Below are 17,016 nucleotides of genomic sequence, written 5' to 3' on the forward strand. Positions count from 1 at the left end.
TGTGCACTTGCAGGTCAGAACCCATATTACAAATACGGCACAACCATGAAAATCACCATTATCGGCACGGGCTATGTGGGCCTCGTGACGGGCGCCTGCCTGGCGGAGCTGGGCAATGACGTCTTTTGCCTCGACCTCGATGTACAGAAGGTCGCCTTGCTCAACAGCGGCGGCATCCCCATCCATGAACCGGGCCTGGAAGAAGTCGTGGCGCGCAACCGCGCCGCCGGGCGCATGACCTTTTCCACCGACGTCGAGGCTGCCGCCGCACATGGCGTGATGCAATTCATCGCCGTCGGCACGCCGCCCGATGAAGACGGTTCGGCCGACCTGCAATACGTGCTGGCCGCCGCGCGCGGCATCGGCAAGTACATGACGGACTTCAAGGTCATCGTCGACAAGTCCACCGTGCCCGTCGGCACGGCCGAAAAAGTGCGCGCCGCCATCCAGGGCGAACTCGATGCGCGCGGCGTGGCCGCCACGTTCTCGGTGGCGTCGAATCCGGAATTCCTCAAGGAAGGCGCGGCTGTCGAAGACTTCATGCGCCCTGACCGCATCGTCATCGGCGTCGACGCCACGCCGGACGGCGAACGCGCGCGCGAATTGCTGAAAAGCCTGTACGCGCCGTTCAACCGCAACCACGAGCGCACCTACTGGATGGACGTGCGCTCGGCCGAATTCACGAAATATGCGGCCAACGCCATGCTGGCCACGCGCATCTCGTTCATGAATGAGCTGGCGAACCTGGCCGACAAGGTGGGCGTCGATATCGAAGCCGTGCGCCACGGCATCGGTTCCGACCCGCGTATCGGCCACAGCTTCCTGTATGCCGGTTGCGGCTACGGCGGTTCCTGCTTCCCGAAAGACGTGCAGGCGCTCGAGCGCACGGCGCGCGGCCACGGCCAGGAATTGCTGATCCTGCGCGCCGTCGAAGCCGTCAACGACCAGCAAAAGCAGGTGCTGGGCCGCAAAGTGGTCGCTCGCTTCGGCGAGGACTTGACGGGCCGGCATTTTGCGGTGTGGGGCCTGGCCTTCAAGCCGAATACGGACGACATGCGCGAAGCGTCGGCCCGCGTGCTGCTGGCCGACTTGCTGGGGCGCGGCGCCACGGTGGCCGTGTATGACCCCGTCGCCATGGCCGAGGCGCGCCGCGTGCTGCAACTGGACTTGACGCCTGAGCAATTGGCCAAGGTGCGCTTTGCCGACAGCCCGAAGGATGCGCTGCAGGATGCCGATGCGCTGGTCATCGTGACGGAATGGAAAGCCTTCCGCAGCCCCGACTTCGAGCAGGTCAAGGCGCGCCTGAAGCAGGCCGTCGTCTTTGACGGGCGCAACCTGTTCGAGCCGGCCGTCATGGCCGAGAATGGCATCGAATACCACGGGATCGGCCGCTCGATCCTGACGCGCGCATGAGCGCCCACGAGGTGGTCGCCTTGACGGCGCCGGCCGCGTTGGCCCAGGTACGCCTGCTGGTGGTGGGCGATGTGATGCTGGACCGCTACTGGTTCGGCGACGTCAGCCGTATTTCGCCGGAAGCGCCCGTGCCCATCGTGCGCATCGAAAAGCGCGAGGAACGCCTGGGCGGTGCGGCCAACGTGGCGCGCAACGCGGCCGCGCTGGGCGCGAAGACGAGCTTGCTCGGCGTGGTGGGCAATGACGAGGCCGGCAGCCAGGTCGAGCGCCTGCTCGAAGGCGGCGGCATCCACAGCTATCTGCAGCGCGACGCAGCCATTTCCACCATCATCAAGCTGCGCGTGATCGGCCGCCAGCAGCAGATGCTGCGCATCGACTTCGAGGATGCGCCCAGCGATACGGTGCTGCGCGACAAGCTGGCGCAGTTCAACGCGCTGCTGCCCCATTATGACGTGGTGATCCTGTCCGACTACGCCAAGGGCAGCCTGGTGAACGTGGCAGAGATGATCAAGGCGGCCCGGGCCGCCGGCAAGATCGTCATGGTCGACCCGAAAGGCGATGATTTCAGCCGCTATTCAGGTGCGTCAGTGCTCACTCCGAACAAGTCCGAACTGCGCCGCGTGATCGGCAGCTGGAATACGGAGGAGCAACTCACGGAGCGCGCGCAGCAGATGCGCGCGCAACTGGGGCTGGACGCCTTGCTGCTGACCCGTTCCGAAGAAGGCATGAGCTTGTACACGGCCGATGAGGTGCTGCACATGCCGACCGATGCGCGCGAAGTGTTCGACGTCTCGGGCGCCGGCGACACGGTGATCGCCACCATGGCAGCCATGCTGGGGGCCGGCATGGCCCTGGGCGACGCCGTGCGCACGGCCAACCGCGCCGGCGGCATCGTCGTCGGCAAGCTGGGCACTGCCACCGTCACCCGCGACGAGCTGTTTTCGCAGTAATATGTTGTATCGCCTGCGCCGGACCGTTTGATCTGGCGCAGGTTTTCCCGCAGTTCCGCAGTCCCATCTTGTCAACCGTATCACGCTACAGCCGTTAAGCCGTTAAGGCGCTGTTCCTCCCTTGCGTTCGAGTCATCTTGAAACCACATCACGGAGAGATACCCATGTTCAAAAAAATACTGCTGGCCATCGCCACCCTGATCGCGACGATGGGCTTTGCCTTTGCCCAGGTCGATGTTAACAAGGCGGACCAGGCGGCACTCGACAGCGTCAAGGGCATCGGCCCCGTCACGTCGAAAGCCATCGTCGATGAACGCGCCAAGGGCGGCGCCTTCAAGGATTGGGCCGATTTCGAAAGCCGCGTAAAAGGTATCGGCCCGAAAAGTTCCGTGAAACTGTCGGAAGCGGGCTTGCAAGTGAATGGCCAGGCCAAGTCCGGCGCGCCAGCGGCACCCGCTCCGGCGGCGAAAGCTGCCCCGGCAAAAAAGGATGCTGCAGTGAAGGAAGTTGCAGCGAAAGAAGCCGCACCGAAGCCAGCTGCTGCGACCGACACCGCTGCGGCACCAGCCAAGTCGGCCGCTGAAGCGAAGAAGGAAGCTGCTGCAGCCAAGAAAGAAGCCAAGGCCGCCGCCGCTGCCGCCAAGAAGGAAGCCGCCGCCGCCAAGGCAGTGCCTGCTGCCGCGCCGGCTCCCGCTGCTGCCGCGGCCGATGCCGCCCCTGTGAAAACGGCTGCCGAGACGAAGAAGGAAGCCGCTGCCGCGAAGAAAGCGGCAACGGCGGCCAAGAAAGAAGCCAAGGCTGCGGAAGCGGCTGCGAAGAAGGAAGCTAAACTGGCTGCTGCCGACGCGAAGAAGGCAGAAGCCGAGAAAAAGTAAGCGTGTTGCTGTAAAGCGTGTTGCGTGGTGGTGCCGCGCAGCACGAGAAGAAAACCCCGCGTGGTACCGGCCGCGCGGGGTTTTTTTTATTCCGCGGCCGGAATTTCCCGCTTGCCGGTGGGCCGGAATGGCGCAGCCAGTTGCCCGGCCAGCGTCTTCGGCATGTGCGCCTCGATGCCGCAGGCATCGGGCCATGTGCGCGGCAAGTGATGGGTGCCGAACACCCGGTCCAGCACGGGCAGGGTCGACGCATAGTTGCGGTTGATGTGTTCGAATTTGCTGTGGTGCCAGTGGTGGAAGGCGGGCGTGGCCACCAGCCATTCCAGCGGGCCGAAGCGCCAACGCAGGTTGGCGTGGATGAAGAAACCCCAGACGGTGCCGATCAGCAGCAAGAGCACGGGCGCCGCGCTGCCTGCCGCGCCGGGGCCGGCCAGGCCCAGCAGATACAGCGGCGTCAGGCCGAACAGGCGCGTGACGACCATGTCGACGGGATGGGTGCGCGTATTGGCGAGGAAATACAGCTGTTCCGTGCTGTGGTGCACGGCATGGTAGCGCCACAGCCATGGAATTTCATGGCTGAGCCTATGCCCCCAGTAAGTGCCGACTTCGCCGATCAGCAAGCCCAGCAGAAGCTTGCCCCACAGGGGCAGGGTAGACATGGTGGCGGGGATGGCGTCCGGCAGCAGGTGCTGGCCGGCGACGGCGAGCAGGGCCAGCGGCGCGGCCAGCAAGGCGGCCGGCAGCAGGCTGCTGATGAAATAAAAGCCCAGGTCGCTGAACAGTTCCGTGCGGGAACGTCCCGCGTGGCGTTCGCCAAACAAGCGCTCGAGCGGCACGAAGATCACGGCCAGCAGCACCAGCCACAGGCTCAGGCGCAGCACATCGATGGCGATGCCGGGCAGGTGGGTTTGCAGGGTGTGTAGCAGGCTCATTTCATTCCGTCAGGTAAGAAGCAAAAAAATCCGGACAAGGCTGGGCTGGTCCGGATTCTGTCACGCGCGCTGGCGGCTCAGACTGCTACAGCAGCCTTGCGGCGGCGTGCCATGAACCCCAGAAGGCCCAGGCCGCCGATCAGCATGCCCCAGGTCGACGGTTCCGGCACGGCCGACACCAGCGAGACGCCGTCGAGCAGCATGAATGGCGGCGCGCCGGACGGGCTGCCCTTGGCCATGAACGACAGCAATTCGCTGCTGTCCGTGGCCGTGAAGGTCATGCTGGCCTGGTGCCAGCCCGTGAAACCCTGGCTGACGTTGGCCAGGGATGCGGTCTGCTGTTTGCTGTTGCCCAGCGACACATCCCAGTAATTGACCAGGTTATCGCCACGGAAGCCCACTTGCTGGGCCGCGCCGTAGGAAAAGCTCAGGGTGTAGGCCTGGCCGGGGATCAGGCCGCTGACTTGCTGCGTGACGGGGCCGGGAAAGTAATCCCAGTCGGCCGCCAGTACGTTGCCGCCCGTAGGGCTGGCGCCCAGGCCGTTTTGCGGGCCGTGGCCGCTGTACGAATTCGGACCCCACAAGGCCAGCGCCGTCGCGGCGTTGGTGTCGTCGATGTTGTTGCCGTTCAAGACGAAGTTATAGCCTTTGCTGGACCAGTCGCTCAGGTAGGTGCGGTCCGCGCGCGCGTACGTGCCTTCGTTCAGCTGTTTCGAGGTGCCGTTGCTGGTCAGTTCGAAATCGCCATTCTTGACCAGGTTGGTCGTGGCGGCCTGGGCGGTGGTGACGCACAGGGAAGCGGCGGCCAGCACCAGCAAGGTAGATGTTTTACGCATGATAAAGCTCCAAAAGTGACAGGGTAGTGTTGCAGTCTGTCGGCGAGCTTTTGGCCAACGTTTATTCAATCGCGGAAGGGGCGAGAAGGGTACTTCAGGGACAGCGGTGGTGTCCCGTTGCAACGATTATAGCAGCGTTTGCCAAAACGGCATCTAACATGTCTCGAAAACAACAAATATTTTTAGATGGCAATTTTGCCAGGATTAAAAAGTTTTTGCATGCCGCGCACACCTACAGCTGCGATTCGATCGGCAGCCAGCGCATCACGGACACCAGCGTGCGGCGCCAGAAGCCAGCTTCGGGATCGTGCGTCCACACCTTGGCGGGCTCCTCGGTAGCGTCGGACCAGCGCAGGGCGCCCTTGTCGAGGAATACGCGGTAGCTGGTGTCGCTGGCCGTCGAATGCTGGAACAGCGCGCGCATGTCGGCCGCCAGTGCGGCATCGTCGAACAGCACGCCCATCTCCGTATTCAGCTGGGCCGAGCGGGGATCGAGGTTGAAGGAGCCGACGAAACCCCGCTGGCTATCCACCACGACGGCCTTGGTATGCAGGCTGGCGCGGCTCGACCCCATCAGGCTGATGCGCTTGCGGTGCAGGGTCTTCAATTCATACAGCTCGATGCCGCCGCCCAGCAGCGCCTGGCGGTAGCGCGCATAGCCTGCATGCACGAGGGCAACGTCGGTGGCGGCCAGCGAGTTGGTCAGCACCCGGACCTGGACGCCGGCGGCAACTTTTTTACCCAGAGTCTGCGTCAGTTCCGCGCCGGGCACGAAGTATGGCGAGGTCAGCAGCGCTTCCTCGCGCGCGTCCGTCAGCAGGGGCAGCAAGTTGTGCATGAGCCAGTGCTCGCTGCGCTGCAAACTGGCCACGGGCGCGGCTTTTTCCGGCGGGTCCGACAATACTTGCACGTGCGTGCTCCAGTGCAGGCGCAGGCGGCCATCGAGGTGGGCTTGCAGTTGGCCCGCATCGGTCAGCTGGCGCAGGTAGGGCGAGGCGCCCAGTTCTCCGGTCAGCGCGTCGAGGCGGGCGCGCACGGTCTGTAGCTCCGATGCGCCCATGTTCTTGCCAGCGTGCAAGGCGCTGATGGGAATGACGGCGCGGCTGTTCCAGAAACGGTCGAAGATGTCGCTCGTCTGCTGCACGGCGGGGCCCACCAGCAGCAAGTCCGCATCCTGGAAATTGACTTGTTCTGCGGCATCAAAGTATTCATCGCCGATATTGCGCCCGCCGACGAGGGCGACCCTGCCGTCGACGATCCAGGCCTTGTTGTGCATGCGCCGGTTCAGGCTGACGGCGCGCAAGGCCATTTCCATGGCGCGCAACCAGATGCCGTCGCGGTTGCGGCCCGGATTGAAGATGCGCACGTCGATCAGCGGGTGGCTGTCGAGCGCCAGGATGGCGGCGTCCTGGCCCCGCGCGTTGATATCGTCGAGCAACACGCGCACGCGCACGCCACGGTCGGCCGCGCGCAGCAGTTCGCGCACGAGCAGGCGTCCCGTGACGTCGTTATGCCAGATGTAGTATTGCAGGTCGATGCTGCGGCCCGCTTCGCGCGCGCTCAGGGCGCGCAGGGCGAACGCTTCCAGGTTGTCGTCAATCAGCGCCGTGCCGCTGTGGCCCGGGCGTTGCGCCAGTTGCGGCGCCAGCACGCGGTCGAGCAGGGTGGCGTCCGCCGCCACGGGCAAGGCCATCCCTGGCGCACCCAGCGACCGCTCGGCGAAACGTCCGTAGCTGTACAGGGCAGCGATGCTGAGCACGGTAAACAAGGTGGCCAGCAGCAACAGTTTGACGAGCATGCGGCGCACCGTCAGCGGACCGCGGGCATGTTGTGGCGCGAGGAAAGCTTGGCGGTGTGGGACATGCGGACTCTTTCAGCTGGATGGCAACAGCCGATTGTAGCAGTTTCTACAATGCACGATTTTCAGGCGGAGCCAGCCGGCAGCCGCGCCAGGAAGCCGTGAATCTGCGACACCACGGCCGCCCCTTCGCCGACGGCGGCGGCCACGCGCTTGGTGGAACCGGCCCGCACGTCGCCGATGGCGAACACGCCCGGCACGCTCGTTTCCAGGGCGGCCCGCTCCGGCAAGTCCGGCGGCGGGTAGGCTAAATGCGCTGTGTGGCCGTGCGCGCGGCATTCGGCGCGCGTGACGTCGAAGCCCGTGCGGATGAAGCCCTGTTCATCGACGGCCACGGCGCAGTCGTGCAGCCAGTCCGTGTTCGGATCGGCGCCGACGAAGAGAAACACGCGGCGCACGGCGCAAGCGGCTTCCTCGCCCGTGCGGTTGTTGCGCCAGCGCACCTCCGTCAATCCATCGTCGTCGCCTTCGAGGGCGATGATTTCCGTGTGCGTGTGCAAGGTGATGTTGGGCGTGGCGGCGATGCGCTCGATCAAATAGCTCGACATGCTGGCCGCCAGCCCTTCGCCGCGGATCACCATGTGGACCTTGGCGGCATGGCCGGAGAGAAACACGGCCGCCTGGCCGGCCGAATTGCCGCCACCGACCAGGATGATCTCTTCCTGCCGGCACAGCTTGGCTTCGATGGGCGAAGCCCAGTAATACACGCCCCGTCCTTCATACGTTTTCAGGTTCGCCAGCGAGGGGCGGCGATAGCGCGCGCCGCACGACAGCACCACCGTGCGGGCCCGCACCTGCGTGCCGTCGCACAGGTTGACGCGCAGGGGCCAGGTGTCGCACAGCAAGTTGGCGGCGCTGGCCGGCGTGGCGATTTCGACGCCAAATTTTTGCGCCTGCACATAGGCGCGCCCCGCCAAGGCGCGGCCAGAGATGCCGGTGGGAAAACCCAGGTAATTTTCGATGCGCGCGCTGGCGCCTGCCTGGCCGCCATACGCGCGCTGCTCCAGCGCCAGCACGGTGAGACCTTCGGACGCCGCATACACGGCCGTGGCCAGGCCGGCCGGGCCGGCGCCCACCACCAGCACGTCAAAAATCTTGTCGCCGGACAAATCGGGCAGCATGCCCAGACAGCGCCCCAGTTCCGCATTGCCGGGATTCTTCATGATCTTGCCGTCCGGACAGACCACCAGCGGCCATTCCTGCGGCGTGGGCTGGTAACGCCCGGCCAGCGCGGCGGCGGCCGCATCCGTGGCCGGATCGAGCACCGTGTGCGGATGGCCATTGCTAGACAGAAAACTTTGCAGGTGGAACAGATTGCCGTTGCCGCGCGGCCCCACCAGCACGGGGCCGCCCGAATTCGATTCGATCAGCGCCACGCGGCGCAGGATCAGGGCGCGCACGATGCGTTCACCCATCTCCGCCTCGGCCACGATCAGCGCGCGCAAGGATTCCGAGCTGATGTCGAGCAATTCCACGGCGCCCACGGCGCTGCCGTTGACGAGGGTGGGGCGGCCGGACAATTGCGCCACTTCGGCAATGAAGTGGCCGACGCCCACTTCGCGCAGCTGCGACGCCTGCCCCAGCACTTCGTGACGCTTGATGCTGACCCGCCCGGACAATATCACCAGCATGCCGAAGCTGCTGCTGCCCGCCTCGAACAGCGTATCGCCATCGGCAAAGCGCCGCCGCGTGCCATAGCGCTGCAAGCGCTGCAGTTCGAGCGGGGTGAAGACGGGCGAGATATGGTGGCTGCGGCCCTGCAAGTCGAGCGTGGCAAACTGGACGGGATCGTCCTGCGTCGTTTCGGGAATGAATTCGGGTGTGTTGCTGGCCATGGCGAGTCCGTTCGGAGGCTGAATAAGCAAATAACAAAAATAACTAACAGTGGCGAGTCTAGCGCATGCGGCGCGCGCCTGCCGCAATCACCCTTGTACACGCCCGGAAACGGCAGCGCGGCAGGCGCCGTGGGGCATGCGGCGGCGCATCCGGACGCGCGCTCTGGCCCGGATGCAGGCGCCGATGAGCGATACGCCGCCCAGCATCTCATATTAGAATGGGTCTTTGTTGAATCTACTCAAACAGACACGATGGCTTACAAGACACTTGAAGATACGATAGGCAATACCCCGCTGGTGCAGCTGACGCGCTTGCCGGGTGCCGATGCGCTTGCGCGCAACAACGTCATCCTTGGCAAGCTGGAGGGCAATAATCCGGCCGGCTCCGTGAAGGATCGCGCCGCCATGTCCATGCTCAAGCGCGCAGAAGAGCGCGGCGTCATCAAGCCGGGCGATACCCTGATCGAGGCGACCAGCGGCAATACGGGCATCGCGCTGGCCATGGCCGCCGCCTTGCGCGGCTACAAGATGCTGCTCCTGATGCCGGACAATCTCAGCGTGGAGCGCCGCCAGAGCATGGCCGCCTACGGCGCCGACATCCTGTTGACGCCGAAGACGGGCGGCATGGAATATGCGCGCGACCTGGCCGAGCAGATGCAGAAGGATGGCCGTGGCGTGATCCTCGACCAGTTCGCCAACGAAGACAATTCGCGCGCCCACTATGAAAGCACGGGGCCGGAAATCTGGCGCGATACCAATGGCCAGGTCACGCATTTCGTCAGCGCCATGGGCACGACGGGCACCATCATGGGCGTGTCGCGCTATTTGAAAGAGCAGAATCCCGCCATCCAGATCATCGGCGCCCAGCCCGAGGAAGGTTCGCAGATTCCCGGCATCCGCAAGTGGCCGGAAGCATACTTGCCGAAAATCTATGACAAGTCGCGCGTGGACCAGGTGGAATACGTGAGCCAGGGCGTGGCCGAACGCATGGCGCGCAGCCTGGCGGCGGAAGAGGGCTTGTTCTGCGGCATCTCGGCCGCCGGCGCGTGCGAAATCGCGCTGCGCATCTCGCAAACGGTGGAAAACGCGACGATCGTGTTCGTCGTCTGCGACCGTGGCGACCGCTATCTGTCGACCGGCGTGTTTCCTGCTTGATAGTTGATACGGGAAAATAATATCGGCCAGAACGGCCTGAGAACTGCTGGAAATACCCCCTCCCCATGGCGGGGAGGGAAAACCTGCGCAACTGGCAGGATCAGCCTTGTGGCGTTTCGCCTTCTTTTGGCTTGAATTGCTTGTCGCTGATGCGGAATTTGTTGCGACGGTCACCCATCAGGTAACGCAGGTCGCGGATGCTCAGGTCGCTGACTTCGTGCATGCGGATCAGCAGCGATGCGCCGACCGGCAGGCGGTGGTGGCGGATTTTGCTGATGACTGGTGGCGCTACTTCCAGCGCGCGGGACAGGGCTGCGTCGTTTTTCAGGCGCAGGTTTTCGATCAGGGTATCGAGCAATCTGTTTGGGTTGTATTGAAGCAGATCGTCGGAGTCCGAATCGCTGTTCATATCAATGCCGACTTGGTTTGTCATGATGTTATTGTTCCTTCTGTAGTTGCACTGCAAAGTAAAAAACACTCGGAGCTCGCTCTTGCTGCGTTCATGTTCATTCTTTACTAAAAGGAACGAATTCACACACGGTACGATCCGGGATACAGTTTTTCGTAATATATACACAATTGTACAACAGGATTCAATTTCAGGCCGGAAAGCCCAGTAATCTTGCTTTGTACAAAATAGGTGTTGTCTTGTTGCAACACCTATTTATTCTTTATTATGCTCTATGATAGAACAAAAATTGTACTTTGACAAAAGTTAAGTATAAAACCATTTCCGTATTCCGTGCCGCACAAAGGCTGGCGAGCAAGGCTGGCACATGTTATCGGCCCTACCATAGACTTGTTTTCTGGTCGCTTCAACATCCCTTACGCTTTCTTACAAGTAATATTATAACTTTACACCGACTTTCAGTTAGCGTGCGCGCACTTGACTGATGGCCTTGCCCAAGTCGATCACTGACATGGCATAAAAATAACTTCTGTTGTACTGAGTTATAGCAAAGAAGTTATTGGTTGCCAAGTGATACTCAGTTGCTTCTGAACCATTTTGCAGATCGATCAGGCCGAACAACATGTTCTGCGGCGTGGACGGGGCGGCGCTCACGCCGGCCTCCTGCAATTCCGCCAGCCGGTACTTGGCTTGCAAGCCCTGGCCGATGAATTTTTCCCAGGCGCGGCTGGCAGAGACGGTGACGGGATAGGTGCTGATGGCCGGATCGTCGCGCCGCCAGCCGTGCTCGACGAGGAAATGCGCGACGCTGCCGATGGCGTCGGCCGTGGAATTGCGCAGGTCGATGTGACTATCGCCATCGAAGTCCACCGCATATTTCATGATGCTGCTAGGCATGAACTGGGGCAGGCCGATGGCGCCCGCATACGAGCCGAGCAGGGTCAAGGGATCGATGCCATCCTTGCGCGCATACAGCAGCGCGTTTTCCAGTTCCCCCTTGAAAAACTCCATGCGCGCGGCGCGGGTCGGGCTTTCCGGATAGGAAAACGCCAGGGTGGTCAGCGCGTCGAGCACGCGGAAGCGGCCCGTGTTGCGTCCATACACCGTTTCCACGCCGATGATGCCGACGATGATTTCGGCCGGCACACCATACTCGCGTTCGGCACGCGCCAGCGCTTCCGCATTTTCTTCCCAGAATTTCACGCCCGCATTGATGCGCACCGGCTCGATGAAGCGGGCGCTGTACGCTTGCCAGTTCTTCGGCTTGCCCGGCGGGGCCGGCTTCATCAGTTGCACGGTCGATTCGACATAGCGCACCTTGCCGATCAGGGTATCGAGTTCGGCGCGGTTAAAGCCATGCTTGGCGGACATGTCGTCGAGGAAGGCGCGTACTTCTTTCCAGTTGGCATAGTCGACAAATTCACCTTCGAAGTCGAATTTCGCCGGTACTTTCTTCGCCGCCGGCTTGCCGGCAACCTTCTTGACGGGCTGGGCCTTGGCCGCGCGCACGGCACGGGCGCGGTCGGCGTCGGAAATATTGCTGTTTTCGCCAGCGTGCACGGTGGACAGGCACAGGGGAAGGGAGAGGAGCAGGGACAGGGCGGAGGTTTTGATCGGTAACAAGGAGCGTCTCATCGGCATTGGGTTAACAGGCGGCGCAAGCTGCGCCGCGCGCGGAGTTGTTCGTCTGGGTTGGCATTACCATACTTCATCGCGGCATAGATTGCCAGAAACTGTGCGATGGCGGCGTGCGCTTCGGGCGTGGCCTTGCCTGCGGCCAACCGGGCAGCATAACCGTGCGGGCCTTCATGCGGCGCACGGCTGTAGTCGCGCCGCGCCTGCCGGTGGCAAAACTGCGCGTACAGGGCGTCGAGCGGATCGCCTTGCCGCGTCTGCCGCCACCAGACCAGTGCGCCGGCCAGGGCGGACAGCAGGGCCAGCAAGGCGCAAGCGGCTGCCAGCTTTTTTGCCGGCAGGTTTTTCAAGCCATCGAGCATGGCGCGCCGGCGTTGTGGCGTGGTGTCGAGCACCCAGTGGCTCCAGGCTTGCTCGGCTTGCTGCCATTGCTGGCGCCACGCGGCCAGCGCTCCGTGCGCGCCGCCGTCGAGGCCGGCCAAGGCGCGCCATGCCGTCAGCGGCGACGGGGCCGGCGGCAGGGCGGCATCGAGGTTGCGCTCCGTGCGCAGGGGCGCGACGGCGCTGGTGGGATCGACGCGCACCCAGCCCCGGCCCGCCAGCCACACTTCGCTCCACGCATGGGCGTCGGACTGGCGCACGCTCAGGCTGTTGTCTGCCGCGCCATGCAGGCCGCCCTGGTAACCGGTGACGACGCGCGCGGGAATCCCCATGGCGCGCATCAGCACGACAAAGCTGCCCGCGTAATGTTCGCAAAAGCCCGCTTGCGTGACAAACAGGAAGTCGTCGACGCCATGCTTGCCCAGCAGCGGCGGCTGCAGGGTGTAGCGGAAGGGGGCGCGGCGGAAGTGTTCGAGCACGGCGGCGATGGCGTCGGCGGGCGCCAGCGCCTGCGCGCCATGGCCGCGCAATGCGCGGGCCCAGGCCACGCTGCGCGGATTGCTACCGGCAGGCAAGGCTAGCCAGGGCTGCTGCTGGGCAAAAGACAGGCTGGCCTGCAAGCGGTAGCGGGGTTGGGAACTGACGCGGTAACGTACGGTCGAAGTAATGGGCTGTATGGTCAGCACTTCCAGCGCGGACGACACGACGTACGGATTGCCGGGCAAGCGTTCGATGCTGCGCGGCACGTCGAGCGCGAAGATGCGCCGCTGGCCGCTCGCTTGCAACGTCACTTCGTATTGGCTGGGCTGGCCTTCCAGGGCGATGTCTATCCGGCTGTCGGCGGCAGGCGTGCGCTGGCCAGCGCCCCTGCGCGTCCAGGTGGTGCCGTCGAAGTCGCCCAGCACCACGCCGCGCCAATACAGCTGGTCTTGCGGCGGGAGCGGCGTGCTGAAACGGGCTGTGAAGACGGGGTCGCTTGACAGGGCCAGCGAGGCGATGGCGCCCGGCTGCATGCTGTCGGACAAGCCCGTGCGCGCCTGCGTGCCTTCTGGTGCCGCGCCCCACAGGGGGCCGTCGACGCGTGGCACGGCAAGAAACATCACGGCCGACAGGGGAAGGGCCAGCGCCAGCATGTGCCCCAGCAAGCCCAGTCTGTGCGCCAGGCGCGGTTGCACGGCGCCATACTGGGACGACAGCAGGCCGGCCAGCAGGACGATGACGGTGGCCAGCATCCAGGCGGCGCTGACGATGCCTTGCGCATGAAAGAAGTTCGCCAACAGGAGGAAAAAACTGAGGAAGACGAACACGAAGATGTCGCGCCGGCCATGCATTTCCAGCGATTTCAAGGCCAGCAGCAAGGCCAGCATGGCTACGCCCGCATCGCGTCCCAGCACAGTGCCGTAGCTGACATAGACGGCGGCGATGCCGAGCAAGGCCAGCGGCGCGAGCACGGCCAGCCGCGGCTGGCGCCGGCCCCGTACGGTGATGAAGGCGCGCCACAGCAGGGGCGCGGCGGCGGCGGCCGACAGCCATGGGGGCAGGTGCAGCGCGTGCGGCGCCAGCACCATGGCGGCGGCCAGCAACAGCAGCAGGATGTCGGCCTTGTCGCGCGGCAAGTTGGCTAGCCATTGCCTCATGCCAAGGCCTCATCCTGTGGCAAATCGTGCGGCAAATCGTGCAGGGCCAGCGCGCGCAGGCAGGCGTCGCGCTGGCGGGCGCCCAAGGCCGGCGCCACGGTCAGCGTGCCCAGGCGCAAGCCGTATGGCAGGCCCGTGCGTTCCGCCTGCAACACCCAGGCGGCCAGGCGCGACAACCGCGCTTCCGGCGCCAGCGCGTGCAGGGCGGCGTGCTCGAGCACGATGCTGTCAGGGACGGCTCCCGTTGGCGCGTCGGCGGCTGGCTGGAATTGCTTGCTGAATAAATGCTCGCCGTCATGGCGGGCGATCTGGCGCCAGGCCAGGCGCCGCAAGGGGTCGCCCGCTTGGTAGGCGCGCACGCCCGCCAGTTCCACTGCCAGTTCCAGGGCGCCATCGGACGTGCGTGGTCGTGTTTGTTGCCGTGTCTGCTGTACCGTGCCTGCCGGCAAGGGCAGCGGCGGCGCGTTGTGCTCGGGTTGCGGATACACGAGCACGCGCGCCTCGGGCTGCCAATGGCACCAGGCGATAAACAGGCCCAGCGGGAAACTGCCGGACAGGCGCACCGGCGGGGCAATCACCCATCCACGTTGCCGCGCCGCCACGACGATGGTGACGGCCGTTTCCCCGTGGGCGGCGATGTCGACCGGGCCGGGCGCCGCCGCCGAATCGCGCATGGCCAGGTGGATCGCATGGCGCGGGCGGGCGCTGCGGTTGATCAGGCGCAAGGTGAACGTGGCCTGACTGCCCGCGAACACGGGATTGCCCGGCGTGGCGGCCAACGCCAGGCCCGCCAGGTTACGGCTGGCAAACAACATGTCGGCGATGGCGCAGGCGGCCGCGAAACAGGTCAGCGCGTAGCCAAGGCCCAGGCGGTAGTTGACGGCCGCGATCCACAGCGCCAGCAGCAGCGCGGCAAACGCCAGCCCCGCGCGCGAGGGACGGATGTGCACGCGCTGCGCGCCCAGCCAGGGGCGCGCCGGCAGCCAGCGGATGGTGCGCAGGCGCACGGCTGTCAGACGGGTGTCGCCAGCAGCAATTGCTGCAGCAGCATGCGGCTGTCCGTGACCCCTTGCGCGGCGTGCAGGCGGTGGGCGCAGACGGGAATGAGTACGGCTTGCACATCGTCGGGCGTGACGTGGTCGCGTCCGGCCAGGGCGGCCCAGGCGCGCGCCGCCTGCAGCAAGGCCAGCGCGGCGCGCGGACTCAGGCCATCGGCAAACACGCCCGGCACGCGGGTGGCATGCACGAGGGACAGCACGTAGTCGACGACGGCAGGTGAGGCGTGGATGGCGCGCAGGCCTGCTTGCGCCTGCAGCAATTCTTCCGCGTTCATGACGGCTGGCAAGGTTTGCAGCATGGCGCGGCGGTCTGCGCCCAGCAGCAGTTCCCGTTCGGCGGCCGCATCGGGGTAGCCCAGGGTGACGCACATGAGAAAACGGTCCAGCTGCGATTCGGGCAGGGGGAAGGTGCCCAGCTGGTGCGCGCAGTTTTGCGTGGCGATGACGAAAAACGGCTGCGGCAGCGCGCGCGTGACGCCATCGAGCGTCACTTGCCGCTCTTCCATCGCTTCCAGCAAGCCCGATTGCGTCTTCGGCGTGGCGCGGTTGATCTCGTCGGCCAGCAGCACCTGGGTAAACAGGGGGCCTGGATGAAAGATGAAACTGCCACTGCCACGGTCATACACGCTCATGCCGGCCACGTCGGCGGGCAGCAGGTCGCTGGTAAATTGCTGGCGCTTCCATTGCAGGCCCAGCGAGATGGCCAGCGCATGCGCCAGGGTCGTCTTGCCCACGCCGGGCACGTCCTCGATCAGCAGGTGGCCGCCGGCCAGCACGCAGGCGAGGGTCTGGCGGATCTGTAACTGTTTGCCGACGAGAACTTCGCCGATCTGCTGTGCGGCCTGGTGTATTTTCGAAAACATGCTATTTCTATCACAGTAAGACGGATTATTTAATTTACAATCGCTTTGGCCAGGTCAAACCGCGCCGCCCGCCGCCTGCGCGCTCGTGGTAGATTAGCGTGACAGCAAAGGCGGCAAGGGCGGCACAGACCAGCCAGTGATTTTATGCGAGAACGGGCCAGGCAGGCAGGAATGCTCTGCAGTGATTCCGGCACGCGTTCCCGGTATGGATAGAGAGCAGAGACAGAGGTAACCAGTACAGCGCATGAGCACAGCCATTTATACCCATCCCGATTGCCAGCGCCACGAAATGGGCGACTGGCATCCCGAATCGCCGGCCCGCTTGCAGGCCATCAACGATCAATTGATCCTGGCGCACATCAGCGACCTGGTCGAGCACCGCGAAGGCGTGCGCGCGCAATTGTCCGATATCGAGCGCAACCACAGCGCCACGGCCATCGGCCTCGTGCGCGACAACGTGCCGCCCGCGGGCGACTATTACCCGCTCGACGGCGACACCTTGCTCAACGCGCACAGCTACGATGCGGCGCTGGCCGCCGCTGGCTCGGCCGTGGCAGCCACGGACGCCGTCATCGACGGCGAGATCAGCAACGCCTTTTGCGCGATCCGCCCGCCCGGCCACCACGCGCGGCCCAGCGAGCCCATGGGCTTTTGCCTGTTCAATAACGTCGCCATCGCCGCCAAGCATGCGCTCGACGTGCGCGGGCTCGAACGGGTCGCCATCGTCGACTTTGACGTACATCATGGCAATGGCACGGCCGAATCCGTGGCGCACGATCCGCGCATCCTGATGGTCAGCTTTTTCCAGCACCCCTTCTATCCGTACAGCGACGTGGAATCGTACACGGACACGCGCGTCAACGTGCCCGTGCCGGCCCGATCGAAAGGCGACGCCGTGCGCCAGCTAGTGCTCGACCACTGGCTGCCCGCGCTGCACCGGCAGCAGCCGCAGATGATTTTCATTTCCGCCGGTTTCGACGCCCACCGCGAAGACGACGTGGGCGGCATGGGCTTGGTGGAGGCCGATTACACGTGGATGACGCAGCAAATGATGGCCGTGGCCAATCAGTATGGCAAGGGCCGCATCGTCAGCTGCCTCGAAGGGGGCTACAACCTGTCGTCACTGGGCCGCAGCGTGGCCGCGCACGTGAAGGCGCTGGCGGAGCTGTAAGGGGGAGC

14 protein-coding genes are annotated in these 17,016 nt (G+C 64.5%); 5 read left to right on the top strand and 9 right to left on the bottom strand.

The window, feature by feature from the left end; genetic code table 11:
• Window positions 1-45: 45 nt before the first annotated feature.
• From O3300_RS25140 to O3300_RS25150, 3 genes are all read left to right on the top strand, one after another.
• The gene (locus tag O3300_RS25140) at window positions 46-1,413 is read left to right on the top strand and encodes a UDP-glucose/GDP-mannose dehydrogenase family protein (protein ID WP_099665144.1); all 1,368 of its coding nucleotides are present in this window, start codon (window positions 46-48) and stop codon (window positions 1,411-1,413) included.
• The gene (rfaE1, locus tag O3300_RS25145) at window positions 1,410-2,363 is read left to right on the top strand and encodes a D-glycero-beta-D-manno-heptose-7-phosphate kinase (RefSeq protein ID WP_305054427.1); all 954 of its coding nucleotides are present in this window, start codon (window positions 1,410-1,412) and stop codon (window positions 2,361-2,363) included. Before O3300_RS25140 ends, rfaE1 begins: the two co-directional genes overlap by 4 nt.
• A gap of 164 nt (window positions 2,364-2,527) precedes the next feature.
• Window positions 2,528-3,238 carry a helix-hairpin-helix domain-containing protein gene (locus tag O3300_RS25150; protein WP_305054428.1) on the top strand — a complete coding sequence of 237 codons (711 nt, stop codon included), beginning with the start codon at window positions 2,528-2,530 and terminating at the stop codon, window positions 3,236-3,238.
• A gap of 86 nt (window positions 3,239-3,324) precedes the next feature.
• On the opposite strand, the gene O3300_RS25155 is transcribed toward O3300_RS25150, so the two are convergent.
• The 4 genes from O3300_RS25155 to O3300_RS25170 form a co-directional block, all read right to left on the bottom strand.
• Window positions 3,325-4,170 (bottom strand): sterol desaturase family protein, encoded by an 846-nt coding sequence (locus O3300_RS25155; RefSeq protein ID WP_305054429.1) that lies wholly within the window; start codon window positions 4,168-4,170, stop codon window positions 3,325-3,327.
• A 77-nt stretch (window positions 4,171-4,247) separates the two neighbouring features.
• Window positions 4,248-5,006, bottom strand: a complete 759-nt coding sequence (locus O3300_RS25160) for a PEPxxWA-CTERM sorting domain-containing protein (RefSeq protein WP_305054430.1) — start codon at window positions 5,004-5,006, stop codon at window positions 4,248-4,250.
• Window positions 5,007-5,238: 232 nt separating this feature from the next.
• On the bottom strand, window positions 5,239-6,804 hold the full coding sequence (locus O3300_RS25165; RefSeq protein ID WP_305054431.1) for a phospholipase D family protein: 1,566 nt from the start codon (window positions 6,802-6,804) through the stop codon (window positions 5,239-5,241).
• Between the two features lie 125 nt (window positions 6,805-6,929).
• Window positions 6,930-8,699: an FAD-dependent oxidoreductase gene (locus O3300_RS25170; RefSeq protein WP_305054432.1), complete on the bottom strand. Its 1,770-nt coding sequence runs from the start codon at window positions 8,697-8,699 to the stop codon at window positions 6,930-6,932.
• A 252-nt stretch (window positions 8,700-8,951) separates the two neighbouring features.
• Between O3300_RS25170 and cysM the strand changes: the two genes are divergently transcribed.
• Window positions 8,952-9,854: a cysteine synthase CysM gene (cysM, locus tag O3300_RS25175; protein WP_035825682.1), complete on the top strand. Its 903-nt coding sequence runs from the start codon at window positions 8,952-8,954 to the stop codon at window positions 9,852-9,854.
• 100 nt (window positions 9,855-9,954) lie between these two features.
• Here cysM and O3300_RS25180 read toward each other — a convergent pair whose 3' ends face one another.
• The 5 genes from O3300_RS25180 to O3300_RS25200 all read right to left on the bottom strand — a co-directional run bounded on the left by O3300_RS25180 (window position 9,955) and on the right by O3300_RS25200 (window position 15,837).
• Window positions 9,955-10,287, bottom strand: a complete 333-nt coding sequence (locus O3300_RS25180; RefSeq protein ID WP_034751784.1) for a hypothetical protein — start codon at window positions 10,285-10,287, stop codon at window positions 9,955-9,957.
• Window positions 10,288-10,725: 438 nt separating this feature from the next.
• A complete protein-coding gene (gene mltB, locus O3300_RS25185) occupies window positions 10,726-11,886 on the bottom strand; it encodes a lytic murein transglycosylase B (protein ID WP_305054433.1) in 1,161 nt (386 codons plus the stop codon).
• An 8-nt stretch (window positions 11,887-11,894) separates the two neighbouring features.
• Window positions 11,895-13,916 (bottom strand): DUF3488 and transglutaminase-like domain-containing protein, encoded by a 2,022-nt coding sequence (locus O3300_RS25190; RefSeq protein WP_305054434.1) that lies wholly within the window; start codon window positions 13,914-13,916, stop codon window positions 11,895-11,897.
• Window positions 13,913-14,923 carry a DUF58 domain-containing protein gene (locus O3300_RS25195; protein WP_305054435.1) on the bottom strand — a complete coding sequence of 337 codons (1,011 nt, stop codon included), beginning with the start codon at window positions 14,921-14,923 and terminating at the stop codon, window positions 13,913-13,915. Before O3300_RS25195 ends, O3300_RS25190 begins: the two co-directional genes overlap by 4 nt.
• Before the next feature lie 5 nt (window positions 14,924-14,928).
• On the bottom strand, window positions 14,929-15,837 hold the full coding sequence (locus O3300_RS25200) for a MoxR family ATPase (protein WP_251349961.1): 909 nt from the start codon (window positions 15,835-15,837) through the stop codon (window positions 14,929-14,931).
• Between the two features lie 244 nt (window positions 15,838-16,081).
• Here O3300_RS25200 and O3300_RS25205 point away from each other — a divergent pair, with 244 nt between their 5' ends.
• Window positions 16,082-17,008 carry a histone deacetylase family protein gene (locus tag O3300_RS25205; protein ID WP_305054436.1) on the top strand — a complete coding sequence of 309 codons (927 nt, stop codon included), beginning with the start codon at window positions 16,082-16,084 and terminating at the stop codon, window positions 17,006-17,008.
• The last annotated feature ends 8 nt before the right edge of the window (window positions 17,009-17,016 follow it).

It is taken from the genome of Janthinobacterium sp. SUN206 (assembly GCF_030587305.1).
In the GTDB taxonomy this organism is placed as follows: Bacteria; Pseudomonadota; Gammaproteobacteria; order Burkholderiales; family Burkholderiaceae_D; genus Janthinobacterium; species Janthinobacterium kumbetense.